A 23,439-nucleotide genomic window follows, 5' to 3' on the forward strand; every position below is an offset into this window, starting at 1 on the left:
TACTCAGAAGCTGTAAGTCACACCCAACACGGGCCCGGATTGTGAAAGCTTGAACCTGTCTTGACCTTCACCTTTGTCGACCATGATGTAGCGATAGCCTGCACGCAGATTCCACTTTGGGGTGATGGCATAACCTACCGTCGCTATGAACTGCGCCGTTTCGCGGTCTGAGCGAAACCCACCATAGTCGGCCAAGGCTACGGCCGACCACCGGTCATTGATCTGATACAGGATACGGGCCGCGATCAGAGGGTCTAACCAATCATCGCTGGTCTTTGCACTTGGCGGCGGGGTGGGCCCACCGACCAGAGTGATTGTACTGCTTGTCGCAAACCAACGAAACCCGCCCCCTAAATCCACTGCCAGGTTTTGGGCCTGATAGGCTGTGTAAGCGGCATACCCACTGAAGAACTGAGTCTGCAGACTGGTTTCAGCGCCGCTGAACACCGGGCCGGGGGTATCACCGTCAAAGGACAGGTCTGTGCGCATGTAATCCGCGATCAACGACCATCGGCCATTTCGCGCCTCAAGTGTACCCATGAATGCCAGATCAAGGTTTTTAACCGCATCACTGAAGCTCAGCTCCGACTCCAGCGAGCCAATGGTTGTCTTGGTGTCTGCGCCGTAAATGTAGAAGCTGCCGTAAAAGCCCCAATCGGATTGCTGTGCCACAACTTCTGATCCGCCGAGGAGCGTCGTCGCCGCAACTAGAAAACTGCCGACGATGCTTCGTCTTTGTATCCACTCCATGGCCTGCTCCCCTTTTCTACCTATCCCGAGTTTGAAGCGCGGCAAAAGTATGTTGCGCCTTATTCCTGTTACGCTTCACAATCGCATTCGACCGGGTCGAGTATCGGAACAGATGCCTCGTGGCGATTCAGTTCGCGGATGCGAAAATCGGAAGGTGTTTGTCCGGTCCATTTCTTGAATGCTCGTGTCATAGCGGTTGCGTCAGAATACCCTAGCTGATCGGCGATATCGCCCACTGACGTCTCAGACCTGGAAAGCAGGTGTTTAGCACGGTCGCATTTGGCTTCGGTGACTATGCGCGACAGTGATGTCCCATAAGCCGCAAGTCGGCGATTGAGAACAGCACCACGAGCACCGCATGCCCTGGCAAGCGCCGTAACTGAAAAGTCATTTCGCCCAACCATTGAGTTGGCAACGCTCTGGAGCGAACTCAGTAAGTCTGTTGGTACCGGGTTTTTGTCGTCCTGGCCTGCCGGAATGCCATCAGCGGCGGTTCGGTTAACCAAATCATGCAGAAGCCAGGGGCTTGGGAAGCGGAAGGAATACCCGTCTGGGCCCGCACCTACTGCCCTGATACCATAGAAGTATGACGGGAGCAGATCAGGACGGTTCACCCGAACAAGAACCTTGTTCGCTTCCCAATTCTGACCAGCGGTTTCATGCAGTAACGTGGCCCACCGGCTGATCTGAAACGCATCCATATAGGCTGGAGAGCAGTGCGGCGTGAACCTGCGCTTAGCAGAAAGCACCGCGTAATCTCCAGAGACATCTAGTGTCATCGTGACCGCATTTGTATTGTTGCCTGCATGAACGCAGAACCTGCCGATGAAATCAGCCAGGGAATTGGCGGTCCGAAAGGCCTGCCCAAATGGGGATGAAACGGTCGGATCTGAAGTCTGGCCAACCAGTGCTGGAAAATCTGGTGATGTGTTTTGCGCGACGGCTTCGAACACGGCGTAGATCGTATCGTGTGGAATGAAGCAATTTGGGGCGCTCAACTCTGAAAACGAAAGATCGAAACCTGCAAGGAGGTCTTCTACGGATCGACCGGATTCCCGATAAGCCACCAACAGCGGTAAGAGAACCCGCCCGCGCGCAAGTGGCGGTGTCCTGTGCTGAGTATTTCCGTCCTGGCCCGTCATCATACACCTTACACGTGCTGCAATGGATAGATTGAGCACATCAAATATAGTCCGGCACGGTTTGTGGTGTCCCTGACATGTGTCAAAGCTAAAGCCACTATTTGAATTGATAAAGTCAGGCTCCAGCTGGCAAGGTTTGAGAGTACAGAGCCTTACCATCCGCTGATCTCAGTCTAAAATTTGACATCCCAACAAGAATGATTGGTCAGCCGCATGGGCGTAAAACAAGAAGAATATCAGACAGGTTGGTCAATGCGCGTTTGCAACCTGTCATTTTGAACCAGTTTTCCGACACGGTTGTTCCAATCGGTCAGGGTATACATTCGAGTTTTGTGTTTTGTTGAAAAACAACGACCATGGTTCCAATTGTAGAGTTTCTGCAAACCACCAATTGAGGGGCGTGAGAATGCCCGCCTGAGCAGGTGTCGGGACCATCAAGCAATGTATTGCAATAATTGGTTAGTGGAGCGGCAAATGATCAATCACACGCGCAAATGCTGGAAGCTGGCGGCCTTGGCTGCAGCGTTGGGGAGCTCCGCGACGGCTCAGAGCTTTGATACCACAGTTGATGCACTTGCCGAGACATACGAGGTGCCGGTCACAATAAGTAACTTTGTTCGGGCTGCGACTGACAACGAATTGAAAACGTATGACAGGCTGGCCGGAGGCGTAAACCAGTTCTTCCACTTCAATGAACCCACGCCCATCGACAATCAGCCCACTATCCGGATGAACCGGGACACACTCTATAGCGTTGCGGTTATCGACATCAGCAAAGGCGCAACCTTGACACTGCCCGATGTGGGCGACCGGTACATGACAACGATGGTGGTCAATCAGAACCATTTCATCAATGAAGTATTTGATGGTGGTGGTGTGTTTCAGCTCGACATGGACACATTTGACACCCCCTACGTACTTGTTTTCATGAGAATACTGGTGGATGCCGAGAGTCCGGAGGACATCGCGGCAGTCAACACAATTCAGGACGGGTTCACTATCGAAGCTGCCTCGGCAACGCCCTTCGAGATGCCCAATTATGACACCGAAAGCTTCGCGGCCGTGCGTCAGGCCGCGATTGAGTTGGGCAGGTTTGCAACAGACAGCGTTCGGACCTTTGGCACGGCAGAACACGTCGACCCGTTGCGCCATTTCTTGGGCACCGCAGCCGGCTTTGGAGGTCTACCAGAAGAAGAAGCCTTTTATCTCAATATCGAGCCCGGCCTGCCGCTCGGCGAATACTATATCCAGGTGCCGGCGGATGTTCCCGTAAACGCATTCTGGTCCGTGAGCCTGTACAATGCAGACGGATTCTTTGAACTCAATTCCCTCGACGCCTACGTGGTCAACTCGGTTTCGGGCACCCAGAACGACGATGGCAGTGTGACCGTGCATTTCGGCGGTTGCGACGATGGCCGCGTGAACTGCCTTCCAATCATGGACGGCTGGAACTACGCCGTGCGCTTGTATCAGCCCGGTTCCGAGGTCATCGACGGAAGTTGGGTATTCCCGACCGTGCAACCCGTGAACTGAATGACAGGATGCAAAAATGAAGAAGCTTTTTCTGGCAATCGCCCTGACACTCCCGACAGGGGTCTGGGCCGAGGACGTGGTTGATGTGACCGTGGACAATCTCGTGCGCGCGGAAACCGACCATATGTTCCGCACCAACATGAGTAATCTCGGCTTGGTCGTTGGCGAGTTAGGGCATATGCGCGAAGCCACAACACCTGACAATCAGCCGGTGATCCGAATGAACCAGGATACGCTTTACTCTGCGGTTCTGCTCGATTTGACCGAACCCGTCGAAGTTACGCTCCCCGAGGCGGATGGCCGTTACATCTCGATGCATGTCATCAACCAGGATCATTTCATGTACGCCGAGGCAACGCCCGGCACGTACCTGATCACCAAAGAAGACCTTGGTACGCCTTTCGGATTCATTGCCTTCCGCACTTTTGTAGATGTAACTGACCCACAAGACATCGCTGCGGCGCGGGCGGCGCAGGATCAGATTGTTGTCAGTGGCGGTGGAACTGGTCCGTTTGATGCGCCCAACTGGAATACCGAACAACTTGCCGTAGCGCGTCAGGCAATCAGCGATTTGTCCCTGCTGGGCATCGATACGTCGCGTGCCTTTGGTAGAGCCAAAGAGGACGTTGACCCGGTTCAGTTTCTGGTTGGGGCGCTCTCGGGTTGGGGCGGCTTGCCCCCAGAGGCAGCGATTTACCTGTTGGGCGCGGTCGATGCGAACGATGGAGAAACGCCACACGCGGTTATAGTTAAGGATGTCCCGGTTCGGGCGTTCTGGTCGGTGACCGTCTATAATGGCGAGGGTTTCCTGGCTGCTAATGATCTGGGTGTTAACAGCTACAACGGCTATACGGCCCAAGCCGCGGAAGACGGATCAGTCACACTCCATTTTGGTGGGTGCGACGACGGCCGCGTGAACTGCCTTCCGATCACTCCGGGGTGGAACTACGCGGTCCGCCTTTACGAGCCAGAGGATGCAATCCTGAACGGTAGGTGGTTGTTCCCGACGGTGGAACCGATCAACTAGGCCACTCGCCCATCCCGCCCTTCAAAAGGAGTACACGGCTATGCGTCGATCCCATGCACTTGTGGGGCTGTTTTTTGCAGCCAGCGTAGGAACCTCAACCGTTGCAGACGAGGCCGCCGATTTGGCCCAGGAACTGGCCAACCCGCTTGCTGCCATTATCTCGGTCCCGTTTCAGTTGAACTATGATGATAACCTGGGTGTCTCTGATCAGGGGTCGCGCACCACGTTGAACTTTCAGCCGGTCGTGCCCTTTGAACTTAACAATGACCTAAACCTGATCACCCGTACTATCATTCCTTACATCTGGCAGGAGGACGTTGTGCCGGGGACGCGTCAGGAAGGGGTCGGCGATATTCTGTTCTCCGCGTGGTTTTCTCCCACAGGAACAGGGGATCTGACATGGGGCATTGGTCCGGTCGTGCGGCTACCAACCTTTAGCGACGTGTCAAGCGACACATGGGCAGCCGGGATCACCGGCATTGCCCTGCGTCAGACCGGGCCGTGGACCTATGGTGCGCTGGCCAATCATCTGTGGGATCTTGAGAGCCACCCCGAAAACCCCACGAATGTAAGTTTTCTCCAACCTTTTCTTGCTTACTCCACTGAAGGTGCCTGGACCTATTCACTGCAAAGCGAAAGCACCTATGACTGGGAGGTTGAAACCTGGGCCGTGCCGATAAATGCCTCGGTCTCGCGCTTAGTCCAATGGGGGACACTGCCGGTCAATCTGCAAGCAGGTGCCGGCTATTGGCTGGAGGCACCCGAGGTGGGTGCGGAGGGCCTCAGATTGCGCTTGCAGGCCCAGGTAGTATTGCCCAGAAGACGCTGACCTTTGGCACAGGCTCTGTTGGTTAAGCGCGGAAGTCAGGGAGTCTTGATGGTAGAACAGATTCAACTGAATGGTTAAGCGCATGTCGAGCTCGCACCTCAGAAGTTGCAATCGCCTCAAACTCGGCCGCACACATTGGTGCTTTGATAACGCGATGGTAGCATCTCCTTCAGTCCAGGGAGAAAGGACCCAGAAGTCTTAAAGTTCCGTAAATCAGCCCTTGGCCCGCATACTGCGAAAGACTGCCTTGTCCCACAATCCATGTGTTCGAAAATGTCGAGTTATTGCGATTGCAGCGAATGTCTGGAAAGAGGGTTGCAACCGCAGTATCGCGGTATGTCTTTGGATGTCTCCTTAGGGCCGTCACGTCGGCACGGGCGTCTTCCACCGAAGCGGTGATCTGCACTGCCGCATGATCGCAAAGAGCCCATTCTGACAAACGCTGCGCGCCCGACGCATATCGGCTCCTTGGCAAAATACCAAATCTCGCGTTCGGTCAACTTGTTGACGCGCTGCCTCTGTCGCGCGTTCTTCGAATCCATACTTCTGCAAGTAGGAGGTTGGGGACCCAACTCATCGCTACAGCGATGAAATATGCCGTGCCTGTTCCCAGATTGTCGCCTGCCAGGACCGGCACCCAGAAGCTGAATGTCACGAAGAAAAACGCCAGGAAATAACTTCGCAACATCCATTCACGGTGCAGAGAAACATTGCGTTTCCGGATCATCTTGTATGCGAAAAGCGTGGACAGGAGCCAAAAGAATCCCAGCAGGAAAAACGACAATCTTGCGGCCCAGCTCACATCGAAGAATGCAGCATTGAGTACCGCCGCGATGCTCGCCAGACATGCGCTGTAGACATAGATGCGGCCACCCCAGCGATGCGCGCGAATGAAACGGGTTCGTATCGCAGGGTTGAACTGCATTATCCCGGCGATCAATGCGATTCCACCAGCCAGAGCATGGATTTGAAATGGCAACGGCAGCGCGCGCATCTTGTCAGTTTCAGCAAGGCCAATACTTGCTGCGATAGCGAAAACCCCATACGCCACGCCGGTAGCTGCAAGGATGCACCATGCGCCCCACATTTTCCAACGCCATCGCATGAAATGATCTTTAATAATGGCCATCTCCGCGCGCGCCTATCATCGACTTGCCCGCACCGGCCGTGAGCATCGACCCAGCATCCAGTTTGAGGATTTCGCAGGACCCTGGCCCCCGCACGTGGTCGTCACCAGACACCAGAGCAGCGGCAATCGACCCTGCGTAACCAAGCGACACAATTGCAACCGCCGCCCACACGCACCTTGACTGAAACTGCAGGCCGATCAATGCGGCGAGAGTGAGCCCCAAGCCGATCTCGAGTACCATGAAAACCCGACCGTAGTATCGAGGTTCCCAATAGGAAACTGGTGAGCGGAAGATCCAGCCCGAGAAAGGCATCCATTGCGCGCGCGCATCGTCATGGTGCAGCAGAAAATCAATCCCCACATGCAGCAGTGCGGAGCTGGCGAACACGATCACGATCAGCGCGATCTTACGTGACCAAACGGCAGGCAGGATCAGACCGGTGAGGCCCAGGGCGATAAGGGCGAGATACAAGGGGATCGAGTTCAGCAGCATCTGAAGCGTTGTCCACGGCTGCTCCCAGTACCGATAATGAAACACTTGGCATCCGCTGGCCCCTTGCTGCCGCTCGACCATGAACATCGCCCAGACATCGGTATCAGGCACTAACGCGCCCATCAGACCAGCCAGAGCAACCGTAGTGCGTCCCGGCCTCGCGAAGATTGCGGCTCCGATCAGTAGATGGGTTTGCGTGAACATGAGTAGCATCACCATATTGACAATTAAGTTGTCATAATTCACAATGACACCTAAGTTGTCAAATAGAATCCCGGAGCCCCCGCGTGACGCAGCAAAACAAAGAACTCACCGCGCTGATCAGAGAAATAAGGACAGCGTTCAACCGGCTCAAATCCGTTGCCGAAGCTCTGCACGCCGATCTGGATATCAATCCGTCGATGCGGGCGGTCCTTCAGGCATTGATCTTCAAGGCGCCGCAAACGGTGCCCGATATCGCCAAAGCCAAAGGTGTCTCGCGTCAGCATGTGCAAAAAAACATGAATACCCTACTGGAGAAGGGTCTTGCCCACGCGCAGGACAATCCCGATCACAAGAGATCAGTACTCTATTTGCCCACCCCAACTGGCATTGATCTTTTTGCCGAGATGCAGGACCGGGAAGACGCACCGATGGCCGCGTTGGCCGAGGCCATGGCAGCGCATGATGTCGCAGCTTCGGCGCAGCTGTTGGCCAGTCTCAACGACGCGCTTGAAATCATGATGGAGAAGGGGAGCTAACATGATTCAGCACTCGAAACGTCACAGCAAGACCCTCGGCATCGTCATTGTCGCACTATTTATATGGGGTGTCGCCGCCCTGTGGTCGTGGATTTCTTTTGCGGTGGACCTTCTGGGGTTTCCCGAGATGGCGTATCGCCATGGGCTTGCCCTTGGCGTTCTCGGTCTTTCGACTGGCGGGTTGCTGGCGATGCCCCTGTGGGTGTCTCGCGCGGGTAACGCGTAGTGTCGATGAAACCGAAGATCGTCGCACAGTTTCGGCATCCATCGGGCCTGTTGGGTGCGTTGGCGGGACGGATCATGGCAGCGCGGCAATCGAACCGTTTCCGAAATGACAGAACAGTCGATTTGATGGCTCTGTCGCCCGATAGCCGCGTGCTTGAGATCGGCTGCGGCCCCGGTCTGGCCCTCGCTAAATGTGCCTCTGTTGTAACGTCAGGGCGGGTGGTCGGTCTTGACCATTCCGAGGTGATGATCCGGCAGGCTCGCAATCGGTTAAGAGAACAGGGTGCTGCAGACAGAGTCACGTTGATCGAGGGCGGGATCGACCGCCTTGCTAACTGGCCGGGCGCATTTGACCGCATCTTCTCGCTGAACGTCATACAGTTTCAAAGCGACAAACACGGGTTTTTTGGTGCAGTATATGAAGCATTGGATACTGGCGGGCTTTGCCTGACCACCTATCAACCACGGCTGGACGCGGATGGCCCGGGTGCTGCGCGACGCATGATCGCCAGCATCGAGGAAGCGCTCCACGCTGTTGGTTTCGAGAACGTGACCGAAATCGAGATCTTTGGCGGGGCCACTCCGGCGATTTGTGTCATCGGCCAGAAGAACGATCCTAACCGAAACTAACCAAAGGAGATCTAACACTGCACAAATTTGTGGAATTGGAAGATCTTTCTTCATATCTGATGATCCGGCTAGACTAGCAGAATGATATGGGACCCATCTATCAATCCCGTCAACTCCGGCTTCGCCCACCATGCAATCCTGGATCAGCGAGCGCGGCGTGACAATCTTTTCGACGTTCCCGAAAGACAGCGACTACTATCCCGGAGACCGGGGCTTCATGCTGAACATTCCACGTTGCGGACTTTGATGCGATGTTCAAAGAGCTGAATGTTGCCGGAATCGAAAGCGGCGTCGAAGTCGAGATGGGGGATTGGAAGGCTTGCTCGCATTCGCGATCCGGAATTAAATCCAATCGATCTGTGGAAACCCATTCAGAGGTGTTGTCACATTAACCGTTGTTTGGTTACTCATGCTTGGAATTGGTCGTAGGTGGCATCGATGAATCCATCGTCCATCACCTACAAGCGTCACCGATTTCCTTCTCGGATCATTCCCCAGGCTGTGTGGCTTTATGTTCGAGCTTGCGTGAAGTAGGCGCGAGGCTTCTGCATCGCGGGGTCGATATTTCTTACGCGACCCTCCGCCGCTGGGTCATCAAGTTCAGACCGCTGACCGTAACGCTGCGCGCAGCGCGCAGAATTTTAACCTGAGCAGTACTGAGCGCAAAACGATGGTAAATCCAGGCGGCTTAGGCGATGATCTCTCGCGGAAAAACGATAGCCCTTCAGGCGCGGCCTTTTGAACGGTATCTTCATGCGTGAGCGGTAACCAGTTCAGAACGCGCAAACAAGTTGGCACTATCCATTTGATGCCTGGAATGTCGCCTCCCAAGCAGCTTGAAATCTGAGCATGGGCACTTCTTTGTGGACTGGATGTTAACGTGACAACACCCAAAACCCCCCTATCTCGCGCTGTGCTACATGTGTGGTCACGATAAGAGCGATCGCCCATCCTGTCACAACGGCAGCCGCGGTGCCAAACCAAACACCGGTTTCGTTAAAGCCCAGCAGCCAAACAAAAACCCAGACAAAAAAGGCTACCCCAAACCCTTGCCGATACAGGCTGATCCACACCGTCCAAATTGGTCTTTTCAAAGCCTGCAAAAGAGAGTTGATCGAAAAAAGCATCATATAGAAAGGCAGTATCAGGCTGTCGACGCGCAAGTAACTCACTCCAACGCGGATGACTTCGGGGTCATCAGTAAACTGCCGCAGCAAGGGTCTTCCAAATATCCATAGAGTAGGCGCTGCGATAGCTGTCATGATGAAGCCAACTTTCCAGCAATAAAATACTGCTTCCCTTACTCTCGCGTATTCATGGGCTCCAAAATTTTGGGACGCAATTGGTAGCAGCGCCCCGGTTACACCAAGCACCGGCAAAAGTAGAATCTGTTCAAGTCGAATTGCCACTCCATGGCCCGCGATTGCGTGTTCCCCAAAGATTTTCAGGGCGAACTGCATGACAAAACCTGACAGCAACATCACCATGAAGGATGTGGCTGTTGGTAGAACCTGGACAGATATTTCGGCAAACTTTTCCAAACGTGGGGCAAAGTTTCGGAATCGTATGCGCCTCATCCTTCGCCGTCCGAGTACTTGCCGGACCATGAAGACCATGACGCCGGTCTGACTGATGACGGTCGAGACAGCCAAACCATCGAAGCCTATGCCGGGAACCAGACCTGGAATGCCATAGATCAACAGCGGGTTTAGACCGATATTGACAAAAAATGCGACCACGAGTGCGCGCTGCATCGAAACCGCATCGCCGTGCGCCTGTAGGATACCGTTGCACCCAAACGCCAGCAAGAACCCAGGCAGAGCCAAAAGCAACCAATAGAAGTAACGCAGCCCCGCATCACGATATGCGCCCGGCTCAGACACCAGCCGGATCAGAGCTGGACCATACCAGTGCCCAGCCAATGCCAATAGGCCGGACGCTATGAGTCCATAGCTCATTCCTTGCGCTGCCAGCCGACGGGCTTTGCGATGATCGCCGGCTCCCAGAGCGTTTCCAACAAGAGCGCTCATCGCGGCCCCAAGCCCAACGCCGACCGATATGGCAATAAAAAACGCCTGAAACCCCAGTGCCAACCCGGCCTGTGCGCTGGTGGACAAAAGCCCAGCAAAGAACATGTCCACGACGTTGTAGAGGGTGTTGAACAGCATTCCGACTGCGGCAGGAATTGCCAGTGTTCGAAAATGCGCCGAGATCGGTCCGCGTGTCAGATCAAGTTCGGCTGGAATGGCCATATCAGCAGGTCATTACGGGCGCTCGGCCTGCACGGTCAAAAAGACAAATTCGGGTGTTAAAACTTCTTCAAATCCATGGTTCAGTTCGGCATCCACGCTGATACTGTCCCCCGCCGACAAAGTGAACCGGGCCTCACCATAACGATAAACCGCCTGCCCCTCGATCGCCTGAACAAAGACAACGCCGTGACCCACGTAGGTTGGTGGATGGCCCTCGTCACGCAGCAGGGTTACACGGCGTGCCTGAAACCTCAGATCTTTCCGGGAATGTAGCGCGAGATTGACATACTCATGGGAATGACCGCTCGCCAGCCGGGTGGATTTCAATCCCTGACCGTGACGGACGAGGGTATAGTCGGTGTGATCCGTTCGTGCATCGCGAAACAACGAGACGATGGGAACTTCAAGCGCCTCGGCCAATGCGGCCAATGTGTCGATCGAGGGCGAAACCAATCCATTCTCTATGCGGCTTACCATCGCCGCAGATATGCCAGACTGTTCGGCAAGTCGGCGGGCTGATTGCTTCCGGCTTTGGCGCAGCTCTTTTAGCGATGCGCCGATGGCGCGATCAATTTGTCTTCCCGGAGTGTCACCTTGCATGATACATCCTGTCACTCGTCGGCGTAGTAACCCACGACATCCCCATCCGTGGTGACGCCCAGACCGTTTAGTAAACGGTTGGCATAGTTGAAATAGCTCACAATCTGGTTGATTTCGAGGATCTCGCCATCCTCCCAACCTGCAACTTTCAGTGTGGTTGCATCCGTCTCAACCATCGTTCCGGGTGCTAGGGTAAGTTTCTCGGCATAGATCAATGCAGCAAGGTGTGCCCCTTCAAAAGCATCCTGCGGTTGGTGGGCCTTTAGCGCAGCCTCAATTTCATCGGCGCGCACATTGTCATCAATCAGGTGCCGAGCGTTTGCCCAGTGGTTGGCATAGGAGTAGGGGCAGTTGTTCAGGGTCGACACGTAAGAGCTGATGACTTCCTGAAACCACATCGGTATGGAGTTTGCGTGATCGTGCAGGCACGCTCGGTACAAAATAACATGCCCTTTCATTGTGTTGGGCCGCAGGGAATGCACGCGCATGACATTATCCACCGTCCCGTGCGGCGTGCGTGCCATATCCAATGTGGCCTTTAGCTGATCGTCGGCTTCTTCGTCAGAAATCATCCGAATCCAGGCAGACATTTATGTTTCCTCCCTTGGTCGTCAGCTCAATTTTTAGGCAGCCAAAACCTGCCCGTTGAGTTTTTTATTGACGAATATTGCATATTAAGCAACCATATTAATTAGCGTGCAACAGATTTGAGGATTCTATGGCCTTGCCCGATTGCTCCACTCAATCGCATCGCCAAGCCAACGGCTGCTATCTGGGCAATCCCCGGATCGAGCCACGGCAACAGAATTTCCCGACGGATTTTCGGGGCGGTAGCTTTCTCACCTCTGATTTCATCCACTCACGAGGACACCCGAAAGTGTGGTCTCCCGAAACGACAGGCCGGTCATGAACCAACCTTCTCCCATGATTGAGGTAACCAACCTGGATAAATTCTATGGCTCATTTCATGCGCTTAAGAACATTGATCTGAGTGTTCATCAGGGTGAAAAGGTGGTGATCTGCGGCCCGTCCGGTTCGGGGAAATCCACGTTGATCCGCTGTTTCAATGGTTTGGAGTGGCACAATTCCGGGCGTCTCGTGATCGATGGGATCGAAGTATATGAAGGCATAAAGGAAATCCGCGAATTACGGCAAGAAGTTGGGATGGTCTTCCAACAGTTCAATCTGTTTCCGCATCTTACGGTTCTTGAAAACCTGATGATCGGACCGATGAAGGTGCGCAAGGTATCAAAATCTCAAGCCGAAGAGACTGCGCGCAATTATCTGGACCGGGTCCACATTCCTGAACAAGCAGATAAATACCCGGCTCAACTATCTGGTGGACAACAACAGCGGGTGGCCATTGCACGATCCCTGTGCATGGAAACCCGGATCATGCTTTTTGATGAGCCGACCTCTGCCCTTGATCCCGAAATGATCAACGAAGTGCTGGATGTGATGGTTGAACTTGCTGAGACCGGTATTACCATGGTCGTCGTCACCCATGAAATGGGATTTGCCCGTAAGGTCGCTGATACGATGGTTTTTATGGAAGCGGGGCAAATTGTCGAAGTTTCGCCGCCGGAACAGTTCTTTACCAACCCCTCAAGCGAACGCTGTCGCTTGTTCCTAAACCAAATTCTGGAACACTGATATGAGCGATCTGGGCATATCGGGACCTACAGGTCAGGCGCTGCCGAAACCGCCGGTCATTAAGAGGTTTTTTGGCTCAGTACCCGTATCGATCGCTATCTATACAATCATCGTAGGTTTGATTGCCTATGGCTCTTATGCTGGTGCTCAGGGCATGGGGTATAATTGGCAGTGGTACCGCGTACCACAGTTCCTGTACCGCAATACCGAGGTTGGGTTCGAGTGGGGCGAAATTCCGATTGGTCTGGTCGCCACTATTCAACTATCCGTCACGGCCTTTTTGCTGGCAACCGTTCTGGGATTGTTGTTGGCGCTATTGCGGCTGTCCGGATTGGTCGTAGGTTCAGCGGTTGCGGTTGGCTATCTTGAGCTTATCCGGAACATCCCGCTCTTGGTTCTGCTTTATCTCTTTTACTATGTGTTGGGTCCGATCTTCGGGTTTAATCGTTATACCGCGAGTATCTTGACCCTGGCGGTGTTTCATTCTGCGTTGATATCTGAGATTTTGCGGGCGGGGATCAACGCCATCCCCACGGGTCAGTGGGAAGCGGCCAAATCCATCGGGATGAGCCCCTTTCAGATCTATCGTTACATCATCCTGCCACAATCGGTGCGGTTCATGCTCCCGCCGATGACCGGCGAGGTCGTTCATCTGATCAAATCATCAGCAATTGTCAGCGTGATTGCGGTGGCCGAACTGACCACTTTCGGACGTAACATCATTTCTGACACCTACATGAGTTTCGAAATCTGGTTCACCATCGCATTGGTCTATCTGGTGGTGACCCTGATCCTGTCGATCGGCGTGAGCTATCTGGAGAAGAAATATGCCGTCGACCAATAAACCTGAACAAATTGTCGGACAACAAGGAGAACCAATATGAAGCTTTCTCGCAGAATGCTCGGGGTAGCCCTGGGTGCGGTCGTGGCGACTGGACTGGCGACCTCAAGCTGGGCGCAAAGCGCGACCCAGGAACTGTCCAGTGAAAGTGTGATTGAAACCATCAAGCAGGACGGGGTGATCCGGATTGGTCTTTCACTGTTCGTGCCGTGGTCGATGCGTGACAATAATGGTGAGCTGATCGGATTCGAACTGGATGTTGGGCGCAAATTGGCCGAAGACATGGGGGTCGAGGTCGAATTCGTTCCAACCGCCTGGGATGGCATCATCCCTGCGTTGGTGTCGTCCAATTTCGACGTGATTATCTCAGGTATGTCGATGACCGCGCAGCGAAACCTGACCATCAACTTTACCGATCCTTACGCCTATTCAGGTCTGGCCATCCTTGCCAACAAATCGATGACCGAAGGCATGACACTGGAAGATTTCAATAAACCAGAGATCACTTTTGCCGCCCGCCGCGGTGCGACCCCGGCTGCGGTGATCGCACAGAACTTCCCTGATGCGACCTTGCTTTTGTTCGATGAGGACGGGGCCTCGACCCAGGAAGTTCTAAACGGCAACGCGCATGCATCAATGGCTGCGCAACCGACTCCAAACCGCGAAGCGGGGCGCAATCCTGAAACGTTGTCCGTTCCGTTCGAAAATCTCTATGACCCGCGCGGTGAGGCCTTTGGGGTGCGCAAAGGTGATCCGGATGCCATGAATTTTTTCAACAACTGGATTGCACAGCAATGGCGGTCCGGTTGGCTGGAAGAGCGTCACAACTATTGGTTCGCCACCGAAGAGTGGGCTGATCAGGTTGCGCAGTAACTAAACTAACCGGGGGCGGGTGCACCGCCCCCGAGATTGACGCGGAGCGCGCCCGGTGCAGAATTTCATCAAGAAGCTCAGATGGCCCGACTACCTGATCATGGCGATTTTGATTGCCTTTTTCGGGTATATCTGGCTGTCGATCGAAGGCACGCTCAATTACAAATGGCGCTGGGAGCTTATTCCTGGATATATCGTCGGCTGGCATTCAAGTCGTGAAGAGTACTTTGCCAACCTGCTTTTGCAGGGGCTAGCTGCCACCGTCCGCATCAGTATCTATTCCGGCATTCTGGCCCTTCTGTTGGGCACTATTTTGGGCGTTGCCCGGTGTTCAGCTAATTTGACAATCCGGATGCTGGCCCGAACCTACCTCGAGTTTTTGCGCAACGTGCCACCGGTTGTTGTCGTCTTTATCTTCTTCTTTTTCCTGTCCCAACAACTGATTGACGCCCTGAATCTTGAACGCTGGGCGCGTGGGATCGCGCGGCAAGAGAACAACCAGGTCTGGACTTTCTTTTTTGGTGAAATGCGGCGTTTCCCTTCGCTGGTTTCCGGAGTCATCGTTCTGGCGTTGTTTGAAAGCGCCTTTGTCGGGGAAATTATCCGGGCGGGTATTCAGTCAATTCCGAAAGGACAGCGCGAAGCCGCGCGTTCGATCGGGATGAGTCAACTACAGGAACTTCGCTATGTAGTCCTGCCTCAAGCGTTGAAGAAAGTGGTCCCGCCGCTGGCAAACCAATTTATTTCGTTGATTAAGGACAGCTCGATCTTGTCACTGATCTCAGTACAGGAACTGACATACAAGACCGTCGAACTTGTTGCGTCCTCACGTATGATCTTTGAGGCCTGGATCACAACGGCAGCTTTCTATTTCATCGTCTGTTTCGGCCTCAGCCGTATCTTTGCCCGCCTCGAAAAACGATCGGATAAACGATAGGTCGGACGACCCGAATGATACGTCTTTATGATTTCAAGTTATCTGGTAGCTGCCACAAAGTCCGATTGTTGTTGTCGATGCTGAAGCTTGAATATCAGCTCATCGATATTGATCTGCTGAACTGTGAACAGACACAGGAAGAGTTTCTGCGGATAAACCCGCTGCACAAGGTTCCTGTTATCGATGATGACGGATTTGTTCTGCGCGACAGTACGGCAATCATGTTGTACCTGGCACAGAAATACGATGCTGAGAATTGGGGACCCAGAACACCGGAAGAACACGGCGAGATTCAGCAGTGGCTCTCATTCTCGGTCAATGAGATATTTCACGGCATGGCAACAGCCAGAGCGATTGTTTTATTTGAACGGGATATTGATCTGATCGGACCGCAATCACTGGGCGAGGCGTCGCTGGAGATCATGGAGCGGCAATTGTCAGACAGCCCTTGGCTGACGTGTGGCAGGCTGACCCTGGCGGATCTGGCCTGTTACCCGTACACAGCGTTAGCTTATCAGGGCAACATTCCATTGTCCCCGTACCCGTCGGTTCAAAATTGGATCCGACGGGTTGAAGCATTACACGGATATGTGGCTATGCCCGGAATACCGGCGCTTGCCTAACGCACATGGCTGACAGGTATGTGGACACATTCAAAGCCTGACCTGAACCATTCCATTTTCGACCCGAGTGTCAAAAATGCGCATTGCTCGCGTTGCGGGTGCTGACACGGGTTTGCCGTCTCGTACATCGAACGCGCCCTGATGCAACGGACATTCAATCACGTGTCCATCGAAGTAGCCGTCACATAAATCAGCGCCGCCATGGTTACACAGCGCCAGCGAGGCAAAAACACCGCTTGGCGTATCATAAACGGCAATTAGCCGTGGTCCGATCTCAACGCGCGTGACCCAGTTCTTTTCCAGCTTCGCAACATCGATCAGGTCGCGCCATGGTTTCTCATTTCCCATCGCTCAAACCTCTGCCGATTGCTCGGGTTCACGCCGCAAAATTTGCCGCAGAATGTCACGATGCGCTGCCAAGTAGCCGCCTCTTTCGACAAAAATGTGATCCTTCAGCTTTTCATGCAAACGCGGCAGCGAATGGAATGGAACCGATGCAACGTAATGATGTTCCGCGTGATAGTTCATGTTCCAGCACAGAAAGGCCATCGGTGTTGATACCAGATTGGTGCGGGTGTTTTCCGACATCTGGGCAACCGTTGGTCGCCCCACATGCTCGGTCATTCGCACAAATCGCATAACTGGTTCCCCCAGAAACAGTGGAATGATCCAATACCAGATCAGGCCCCACCAGCCGGTCAGAGCCATGGCTAGAAAAATGGTGGTGTAAATGGCAAGCATCCTGCGCGCGTCCCGAAAAACCGCTTTGTGCTCGACCTTGGGGATAAAGCGCAACTCTGTCTCGTTCAGCCGTCCGCGGGCATGTCGGAACACTTCGGTGAACTTACCGCGCCAATAGGGCAGGGCTGAAAGGTAAAGAAGATACTGTCCAATCGTGTTGGGCATAGGGATAAGTTCAGGATCTTCGCCGGTGAGTTGGGTATAGGTATGATGGTCGCAATGCTCGTACCGGAAAAACCGGTGCGGCAGAATGATGATCAGCCCACAGATCTGACCAACCAAATCATTCAGCCAGCGTGTCCGAAACACGGTGTAATGCACACATTCGTGCTGCAGCGAAAAATGATGCACCAGGACAACGCCTTGAAGGAACATTGCCAGCCAGATCAGCCAGCTGTTCCAGGCAAGTGTTATCAGCGTCGTGGTAAACGCAAGCAACAGGATCCAAAGCGCCAGATGGCGCAATCCCGGTCCGTTTGAACGTTGCATGAATCCTTTGAGTTCTTCGCGCGTGAGTTTTCCTTCGGCCAAGGCCTGAGTCAGCGGCGTAACGATAGCTTTTGACATATGGGTTCCATAATTTTGCCGGTGCGGGGGGACTTGCCCTCTTCGTACATACCGGCACCGGAGACGGGAGTGCTCCGCACCATAAGACCAACTTGATCGGGTCCTATTAACAATAGATCATCCTATCTGGGCGCGATTCGATCAAGCTAGGAATGATCAGACAACCGCACGCAATCCTATATTCAGATCAGGATCAGCAAACAATGCCGCCGCGCAGGAATGGCGATCGAGAATTGACGGTCCAGCAGGCAGCCGTTCAGCGTGAAAAACACCATTGTCCCAGTAAGTCTCGCCGTCGATCACAATGGTCGGATCGATTACGTTCCAGCTGATTTCACCGGGGGCATAAGCTCCACAAGTGTGGAAATGCAGAATACGCGGATTGCCAAAAGCAGACCCGCCCCATCTTTCGTAATTTTCTCGCATATCCCAGGGATATCCGCAGCCTGGGTGAATCCCAGCATGCCATGAATGTACGAAATTACGAGCTATGTCGAACTGCCCGGCAACCCGATCATAGTGGGCCTCAGCCCTTGCAACATTAGCAGGGTCGCCGTCAAACCGCGTTAGCTGGCCATTTTCCATGATTGCAAAAACCGGTTCGTCGAATTCGATAGTATAATTGTCATAATACCTCGACCCGGTCCCGGTAAGAAAACTGACGGCCACCCTGCCAGAAAAACTATGTGCTGGAACCGGTGTAAAGACGGACATTGGAAAGCGCAGGATCGAGGTATCCCCAGTGGGCTTCAGATCCATAATCGGGTGTCCACGTACATCAGTACCCAGCGGGCAGGTGATCCGGACTTCGTCTGCCGCATCAAGCACCGCATTGACGTCTGACTTGAGTTCCAGAAACGCATCGTGGTGGCCGTTCGAAAACCCCGAGCCCAGCAGTTCTTTGTTCACCGCAAAACTGACAATGATCCTTTTGCCCCGCGGCATGTCCGAAAACCGCAACTGATCGCCCAAGCGCGCCAAGAACAGGATGATGTCTGCAGCCCGAAATCGGACAAGAAGGTCGGGCGAGAGATGGGGGTTGTCAGGGTTGAAACCCACATCAACCGCATCAACAATTAGCCCTAGCTGCTGTGCCGCCTGGCTGACGATGTCTACACAATTTGAGTCGAAATACCCGAACTGCGGAGGCTCGTAGGCGATCAGCAACCGGTCGCCCGCTGTTGCATGGGCACAGTTCACCAGAAGGTTTAGCGCTCCTAGCCCGGGCGTTGTGTCGGACATCAGTACCCCCAAAGATTTGATCTTAGAAATCTAGAGCCCTGTATCGACTCTAATCCATTTGAAAGAAGTAATGCCTGACATTAGGATAGCTAATATGATCCTGAATTTGCCATATTCGGCGCTTCGCGCTTTTGAGGCGGTCGTCCGCCATTCCGGCTTTTCGCCAGCAGCCGAAGAGCTGGGTGTAAGTCAAAGTGCGGTAAGCCAGCATGTAAGGTCGCTGGAGGAATGGCTTGGCAGAGAATTGCTGGTGCGCGGTGCGCGTCAGTCACGTCCCACACGCGAGGGCGAACAGCTGGCTCTGGCTATATCCGATGGATTGGGGCGTATTTCTGACGTCTGCGCTCAGTTGCGGGATAAAACTCGCAGCGACCGAACAATAGTCATTTCATGTCTGCCGGGCTTTGCGTTTAACTGGTTGTTTCCGCGGCTTATTCACTTTGATTTGGCGCATCCCGACCTGTCGATTTCGATCGCTACAGATACCGGGCAGCACCCCTTTTCTGGTGCCGATGCGGATATCGGCATTCGGTATGGGCTGGGTGAGTACCCGGGGTTGCAGGCCGATCTGTTGATGGAAGAACGGCTTTTTCCTGTCTGTGCTCCAGCTCTGTTACCCGATCTTCATGGCATCAAAGATTTGTCTCGTCACACACTGCTTGTGGATGAAAACCTACGTCATGGTGCGGCTAACCCGACGTGGGAATTCTGGGCCCGGCAATGTGATCTTAACTTGCCGACAGTGCTGCGTACACGTCGGTTGGGGCAGTCGAATATGGTTGTACAAGCTGCAATCGAAGGGCTCGGCGTAGCGCTCGGTCGTGAGCCGCTCGTGATCGACGCACTCTGTGATGGCCGATTGGTGCGACCGTTCCCACATTTGACGCAATCGCCTTTGTCCTACTGGCTGGTGCGGCGGCATGAGACGAAGGATAGCCAAAAGGTCAGCGAATTCCTGAACTGGATTCATGCCGAAGCCAAAGCGCAACCCGACATCCCGCTGCTCGCAAACGAGTCAAATTAGTAGACCTTATATGTCCCATTACCAATCCAGCATGGCGAAGTGCGGGGAAATTACCCCATATTGGCGCAAGCTAGATATTGAACGGAGAGCGGGATCATGTATCTGAAAAACTGCTGGTATGTTGCCGCATGGAGCAAAGATATTGGTCGCGAATTGAAGGCCGAGACCTTTCTGGGCGAAAACGTCGTGCTTTATCGCCAGCAGGATGGCGCGCCGGTTGCCCTGGAGGATGCGTGCCCGCATCGCAAGCTGCCTTTGTCAAAGGGCAATCTGATAGGCGATCTAGTCGAGTGCGGCTATCACGGTTTGACTTTCGACTGCTCGGGCAAGTGCATAGACAGCCCCACCCAGCGTGGGATGACCCCACGCCGTGCGGTTGTCAGATCTTATCCGGTGGTTGACCGCTATCGATTGCTCTGGATCTGGATGGGGGATCCGGCACTGGCAAATCCTGACAAGATTTTCCCCATTGAGAATTTCGATAACACAACCTGGGGCATGACGGATGGTGGCGTGATGGATATCGATTGCCACTACCTTTGGGTCTGTGACAACCTGCTTGATCCCAGCCATGTGGCTTGGGTGCACGTGAGTTCGTTTGCGGGGGCAGGGACGGACGAAGAACCATTGAACGTGGAAAAGACAGATCGCGGTGTAATCGTGTCGCGCTGGATTGAGAACAAACCGCCTTCACCTTACTATTCCAAGCTTGTGGCGTTCGGGGGCAAATGCGACCGCTTGCAACACTATGAGATGTGCATGCCTGCCATCGGGTTGAACAAGTCCATTTACACGCCGGTTGGAACCGGTGGGTATGACAAGAGTCCGGTTGCTGAAACCTTCATCAATATCTCATATAATTTCATGACCCCGATTGATGAGGATCGGACGAGGTATTTCTGGTTCCAGCATCGTAATTCCCTTGCCGACGATGCCGAAGTGTCAACCTACATGAATGACGGTGCGCGTATGGCATTTCTTGAGGATAAGGATGTGCTGGAGGCAGTCCACAAAGGTATGAAGAACGCCACCACGTCGAATATTGATTTGGGCCTCGATGCGGGCGCCAAACAATTCCGACGCGTTCTTGACCGTGCTATCGAGGCCGAGAATACGTCACAGGAGGCCGTCGCGCGGAAGGCCTGAGATCTTGGCAGAGGGCTGGGAAATCCAGCCCTCTGCCGCAGATTTACGCAGTTTCGTAGATGACGGGGAACCGTCCACCGGCAAACGGCGCGCCCGGTTTAAGACTGTCATCATGCAGCCATTCGGTGACGGAATCGCGTGGCTCATAAGTTGCTCCGTCAACGGCAAAACGGATTGCATACCCTCGCCTGCGACGGGTGGTGGTTCTGTTACCCATAGCAGAATGCACGGTCATCCCGTCAAAGGCCAATGCATCACCGGGCTGCATATTCTCAAAATGGAAGATGTCGTAGTCGTCGCGGTTTGCCTCAAAATCTGGCATATCGATATAGTCGGGATTGTCCTGTTCCAGATAGTGTAGAAAACCACCGAGTTGATCGGTTTTGAACGGACGGTACTTGGCCCCCCACGCATGTGAACCACGTACAAATTCCAGCGCTCCATTGTCCGGGTCGACCGGGTCAAGCGCGATCCACATTGTCATGATCGGGCCGGAGACCGGCCAATAAGGCTGATCTGTATGCCATCCGGTTTGAGTCTGCGTTCCCGGCTCCTTCACGAATATTTGGTCATAGATCAGCGATGTCCATGGGCTGCCAGCTACCTGAGACACGCGCTGGCCGATATCCGACTTCAGGCAATAGTCCTGAAACACACCCGGCGTTTCACGCATGTTCTTGTAGGCGAAATAGCGGTCGCCCTTTTTGATTTCGGTATCTACAGCGTGCCGCAGTATGGTCAGCCATTCGTCAGATAGGATATCCCTTAGCAGCACGACACCGTCGCGTGCATAGGTATCCTGAACCGTCATAGTTTCAGTTGATGTTGTCATTGCTTTTCCATCCATAAATTCCACCCGAGATTGAGGGCGGTAAAAAAACAGGCGCTATGCGCCTAAGTTCTCATGGAGTCAGGATGTTGGAGAGCTGCGACAGTTTATGATGAAACAGGGCCACTTCGACCGGGTTGACCATTTTCCGGCTAGGTTTTGGTGAAACTGTTTGATGCGAACCTGCATGACGCACCCTACCCGAAATAACCTGACCGAACCAGCAAATACCGCAACAAGTCATGTACGCGATGCGCGCGATGACTCGTTCAAATGCTGCGGCGCGCCAAAACGGGGATTGCATTTAGGTAAATTTATTTATTGACGAACATTGCTTCTTAGTAAATAGAATTACCAACATGCAAAAATACTCTGTGTTCTCACTCGCTCGAAACGCGCTCTCTGGCCATCGCAACTGGCCTTTGGCCTGGCGAAGCCCGCCCCTGAAAGACCAGTATGAAGTTGTCGTGATTGGGGCAGGGGGTCACGGTCTGGCCACTGCCTATTATCTGGCCAAGGAATTTGGCATTACCGACGTCGCCGTGCTGGAGCGAGGCTGGCTGGGCGGCGGTAACATCGCGCGCAATACGGTGACAATCCGTTCAAACTACATGCGGGACGAGTCGATCCCGTTCTATGTCAAATCAGTCGCGATGTACGAAGGGCTTACGCAAGAGCTGAACTTCAATATGATGCACTCAAAGCGCACCATGGTAGATGTCGTACAGACTTGGCCCAAGCTGCGAGAGCTTCGGCGACGGCAATTGGTCATGGACATCTACGGCTCAACTTACGAGCAGATCAATACAGACGAATTGCGCCGTCGCATTCCCGCGCTGACTGGCGGAGGACCTGATGCTCGCCTGCCAATCATTTGCGGCATGGTACATACCGATGCGGGTGTGAACCGGCATGATGCAGTGGCTTGGGGATATGCCCGAGCGGCGGACGCGATGGGGGTCGAGATCCACCAGCAGACCGCAGTGCAATCGCTGATCCGAGGTGCAGACGGCGCGATCGACGGTGTCGAAACCAATCGCGGAACCATTCGAGCCAAGAAAGTTGTCGTAGCGGTGTCTGGACATACCACAACGTTAACGGAAACCGCCGGGCTGAAGCTGCCGCTGCGAACTATGAATCTGACAGCTTTTGTTTCCGAGCCAGTCCAGCCGTTGGTCGATGTGATCGTGAATTGCCCCGACAGCGGGTTCTATTTCAGTCAATCTGACAAGGGTGAAATGGTAATTGGCGGCGCGCCTGACATGGGCCAGAGCTTTCGCCGGGACATCAAGCAAAACGTGTTCGAAGATACTGTGACGACGATGTTGTCGTTGTTCCCGTCATTCAAAAAGCTCAAGCTGATGCGACAATGGGGCGGACATCTGGATATCGCGCATGACGCCTCGCCCATCATGGATCAGACCGAAGTGCCGGGGCTGTTCATCACGGCGGGTTGGTGGGGTGGTTACAAGGCGATCCCGGCAGGCGGTCTGACCCTGGCCCATCTGGTTGCTAAAGGTCAGCCTCATCCGCTGATGTCTTCATTTACCCTCGACCGATTCCGTCATCTGGATTTTGTGATGGAAGCCGGCACCACAACCGCCCGATAGAGA

The 23,439-nt window shown here is 53.9% G+C and carries 25 protein-coding genes; 14 read left to right on the plus strand and 11 right to left on the minus strand.

The annotated features are described in order from the left end of the window. Positions 1-3 precede the first annotated feature (3 nt). Positions 4-750 carry an outer membrane protein gene (locus AC2FIP_RS09580; RefSeq protein ID WP_496786153.1) on the minus strand — a complete coding sequence of 249 codons (747 nt, stop codon included), beginning with the start codon at positions 748-750 and terminating at the stop codon, positions 4-6. A 68-nt stretch (positions 751-818) separates the two neighbouring features. Continuing rightward, the gene (locus tag AC2FIP_RS09585) at positions 819-1,892 is read right to left on the minus strand and encodes an AraC family transcriptional regulator (RefSeq protein WP_496707151.1); all 1,074 of its coding nucleotides are present in this window, start codon (positions 1,890-1,892) and stop codon (positions 819-821) included. A gap of 474 nt (positions 1,893-2,366) precedes the next feature. On the opposite strand from AC2FIP_RS09585, the gene AC2FIP_RS09590 reads away from it, so the two are divergent. From AC2FIP_RS09590 to AC2FIP_RS09600, 3 genes are read left to right on the plus strand one after another with little or no spacing between them, the layout of a single operon-like run. Continuing rightward, positions 2,367-3,425, plus strand: coding sequence for a DUF1214 domain-containing protein (locus AC2FIP_RS09590; protein ID WP_496692146.1), 1,059 nt, complete (start codon positions 2,367-2,369; stop codon positions 3,423-3,425). Between the two features lie 16 nt (positions 3,426-3,441). Continuing rightward, positions 3,442-4,452: a DUF1254 domain-containing protein gene (locus AC2FIP_RS09595; protein ID WP_496786154.1), complete on the plus strand. Its 1,011-nt coding sequence runs from the start codon at positions 3,442-3,444 to the stop codon at positions 4,450-4,452. A gap of 40 nt (positions 4,453-4,492) precedes the next feature. Then, entirely contained in the window at positions 4,493-5,281 is a 789-nt protein-coding gene (locus AC2FIP_RS09600) for a transporter (RefSeq protein ID WP_496786156.1), read from the plus strand. A 496-nt stretch (positions 5,282-5,777) separates the two neighbouring features. Here AC2FIP_RS09600 and AC2FIP_RS09605 read toward each other — a convergent pair whose 3' ends face one another. After that, positions 5,778-6,410 (minus strand): DUF2306 domain-containing protein, encoded by a 633-nt coding sequence (locus AC2FIP_RS09605; protein ID WP_496698206.1) that lies wholly within the window; start codon positions 6,408-6,410, stop codon positions 5,778-5,780. Further along, positions 6,397-7,107 carry a hypothetical protein gene (locus AC2FIP_RS09610; RefSeq protein ID WP_496786158.1) on the minus strand — a complete coding sequence of 237 codons (711 nt, stop codon included), beginning with the start codon at positions 7,105-7,107 and terminating at the stop codon, positions 6,397-6,399. Before AC2FIP_RS09610 ends, AC2FIP_RS09605 begins: the two co-directional genes overlap by 14 nt. A gap of 83 nt (positions 7,108-7,190) precedes the next feature. Between AC2FIP_RS09610 and AC2FIP_RS09615 the strand changes: the two genes are divergently transcribed. From AC2FIP_RS09615 to AC2FIP_RS09625, 3 genes are read left to right on the plus strand one after another with little or no spacing between them, the layout of a single operon-like run. Then, positions 7,191-7,643, plus strand: a complete 453-nt coding sequence (locus tag AC2FIP_RS09615; protein WP_496786160.1) for a MarR family winged helix-turn-helix transcriptional regulator — start codon at positions 7,191-7,193, stop codon at positions 7,641-7,643. Position 7,644: 1 nt separating this feature from the next. Further along, positions 7,645-7,869, plus strand: coding sequence for a hypothetical protein (locus AC2FIP_RS09620; RefSeq protein WP_496786161.1), 225 nt, complete (start codon positions 7,645-7,647; stop codon positions 7,867-7,869). 5 nt (positions 7,870-7,874) lie between these two features. Then, a complete protein-coding gene (locus AC2FIP_RS09625; protein ID WP_496786162.1) occupies positions 7,875-8,498 on the plus strand; it encodes an SAM-dependent methyltransferase in 624 nt (207 codons plus the stop codon). Positions 8,499-9,373: 875 nt separating this feature from the next. Here the strand turns inward: AC2FIP_RS09625 and AC2FIP_RS09630 are convergent. From AC2FIP_RS09630 to AC2FIP_RS09640, 3 genes are read right to left on the minus strand one after another with little or no spacing between them, the layout of a single operon-like run. After that, the gene (locus AC2FIP_RS09630; RefSeq protein ID WP_496698212.1) at positions 9,374-10,750 is read right to left on the minus strand and encodes an MATE family efflux transporter; all 1,377 of its coding nucleotides are present in this window, start codon (positions 10,748-10,750) and stop codon (positions 9,374-9,376) included. A gap of 12 nt (positions 10,751-10,762) precedes the next feature. After that, positions 10,763-11,350: a helix-turn-helix domain-containing protein gene (locus AC2FIP_RS09635; protein ID WP_496786164.1), complete on the minus strand. Its 588-nt coding sequence runs from the start codon at positions 11,348-11,350 to the stop codon at positions 10,763-10,765. A gap of 11 nt (positions 11,351-11,361) precedes the next feature. After that, positions 11,362-11,940: a carboxymuconolactone decarboxylase family protein gene (locus AC2FIP_RS09640; RefSeq protein ID WP_496786165.1), complete on the minus strand. Its 579-nt coding sequence runs from the start codon at positions 11,938-11,940 to the stop codon at positions 11,362-11,364. A 316-nt stretch (positions 11,941-12,256) separates the two neighbouring features. On the opposite strand from AC2FIP_RS09640, the gene AC2FIP_RS09645 reads away from it, so the two are divergent. The 5 genes from AC2FIP_RS09645 to AC2FIP_RS09665 are packed head-to-tail and all read left to right on the plus strand — an operon-like array spanning position 12,257 to position 16,277. After that, entirely contained in the window at positions 12,257-13,003 is a 747-nt protein-coding gene (locus AC2FIP_RS09645; RefSeq protein ID WP_496786166.1) for an amino acid ABC transporter ATP-binding protein, read from the plus strand. Between the two features lies 1 nt (position 13,004). Next, on the plus strand, positions 13,005-13,847 hold the full coding sequence (locus tag AC2FIP_RS09650; protein WP_496691479.1) for an amino acid ABC transporter permease: 843 nt from the start codon (positions 13,005-13,007) through the stop codon (positions 13,845-13,847). 36 nt (positions 13,848-13,883) lie between these two features. Then, the gene (locus AC2FIP_RS09655; protein WP_496691480.1) at positions 13,884-14,717 is read left to right on the plus strand and encodes a transporter substrate-binding domain-containing protein; all 834 of its coding nucleotides are present in this window, start codon (positions 13,884-13,886) and stop codon (positions 14,715-14,717) included. 55 nt (positions 14,718-14,772) lie between these two features. Next, positions 14,773-15,654 carry an amino acid ABC transporter permease gene (locus AC2FIP_RS09660; RefSeq protein WP_496691481.1) on the plus strand — a complete coding sequence of 294 codons (882 nt, stop codon included), beginning with the start codon at positions 14,773-14,775 and terminating at the stop codon, positions 15,652-15,654. 14 nt (positions 15,655-15,668) lie between these two features. Beyond that, positions 15,669-16,277 carry a glutathione S-transferase family protein gene (locus AC2FIP_RS09665; RefSeq protein WP_496786167.1) on the plus strand — a complete coding sequence of 203 codons (609 nt, stop codon included), beginning with the start codon at positions 15,669-15,671 and terminating at the stop codon, positions 16,275-16,277. A gap of 30 nt (positions 16,278-16,307) precedes the next feature. On the opposite strand, the gene AC2FIP_RS09670 is transcribed toward AC2FIP_RS09665, so the two are convergent. The 3 genes from AC2FIP_RS09670 to AC2FIP_RS09680 form a co-directional block, all read right to left on the minus strand. Beyond that, positions 16,308-16,625 carry a non-heme iron oxygenase ferredoxin subunit gene (locus AC2FIP_RS09670; protein ID WP_496691483.1) on the minus strand — a complete coding sequence of 106 codons (318 nt, stop codon included), beginning with the start codon at positions 16,623-16,625 and terminating at the stop codon, positions 16,308-16,310. 3 nt (positions 16,626-16,628) lie between these two features. Continuing rightward, positions 16,629-17,585 carry a fatty acid desaturase family protein gene (locus AC2FIP_RS09675; RefSeq protein ID WP_496786169.1) on the minus strand — a complete coding sequence of 319 codons (957 nt, stop codon included), beginning with the start codon at positions 17,583-17,585 and terminating at the stop codon, positions 16,629-16,631. 156 nt (positions 17,586-17,741) lie between these two features. Continuing rightward, positions 17,742-18,827, minus strand: coding sequence for a hypothetical protein (locus AC2FIP_RS09680; protein ID WP_496786171.1), 1,086 nt, complete (start codon positions 18,825-18,827; stop codon positions 17,742-17,744). Between the two features lie 94 nt (positions 18,828-18,921). On the opposite strand from AC2FIP_RS09680, the gene AC2FIP_RS09685 reads away from it, so the two are divergent. Together AC2FIP_RS09685 and AC2FIP_RS09690 are read left to right on the plus strand one after the other, a co-directional pair. Beyond that, a complete protein-coding gene (locus AC2FIP_RS09685; protein ID WP_496691486.1) occupies positions 18,922-19,851 on the plus strand; it encodes a LysR substrate-binding domain-containing protein in 930 nt (309 codons plus the stop codon). Between the two features lie 96 nt (positions 19,852-19,947). Further along, entirely contained in the window at positions 19,948-20,997 is a 1,050-nt protein-coding gene (locus AC2FIP_RS09690; protein ID WP_496786172.1) for an aromatic ring-hydroxylating dioxygenase subunit alpha, read from the plus strand. Positions 20,998-21,040: 43 nt separating this feature from the next. Here AC2FIP_RS09690 and AC2FIP_RS09695 read toward each other — a convergent pair whose 3' ends face one another. Beyond that, positions 21,041-21,829 (minus strand): phytanoyl-CoA dioxygenase family protein, encoded by a 789-nt coding sequence (locus AC2FIP_RS09695; protein WP_496786173.1) that lies wholly within the window; start codon positions 21,827-21,829, stop codon positions 21,041-21,043. 356 nt (positions 21,830-22,185) lie between these two features. Between AC2FIP_RS09695 and AC2FIP_RS09700 the strand changes: the two genes are divergently transcribed. Next, positions 22,186-23,436, plus strand: a complete 1,251-nt coding sequence (locus AC2FIP_RS09700; RefSeq protein ID WP_496698235.1) for an FAD-dependent oxidoreductase — start codon at positions 22,186-22,188, stop codon at positions 23,434-23,436. Positions 23,437-23,439 lie beyond the last annotated feature (3 nt).

The sequence above is a fragment of the Ruegeria sp. CDSB114 genome, assembly GCF_059611025.1.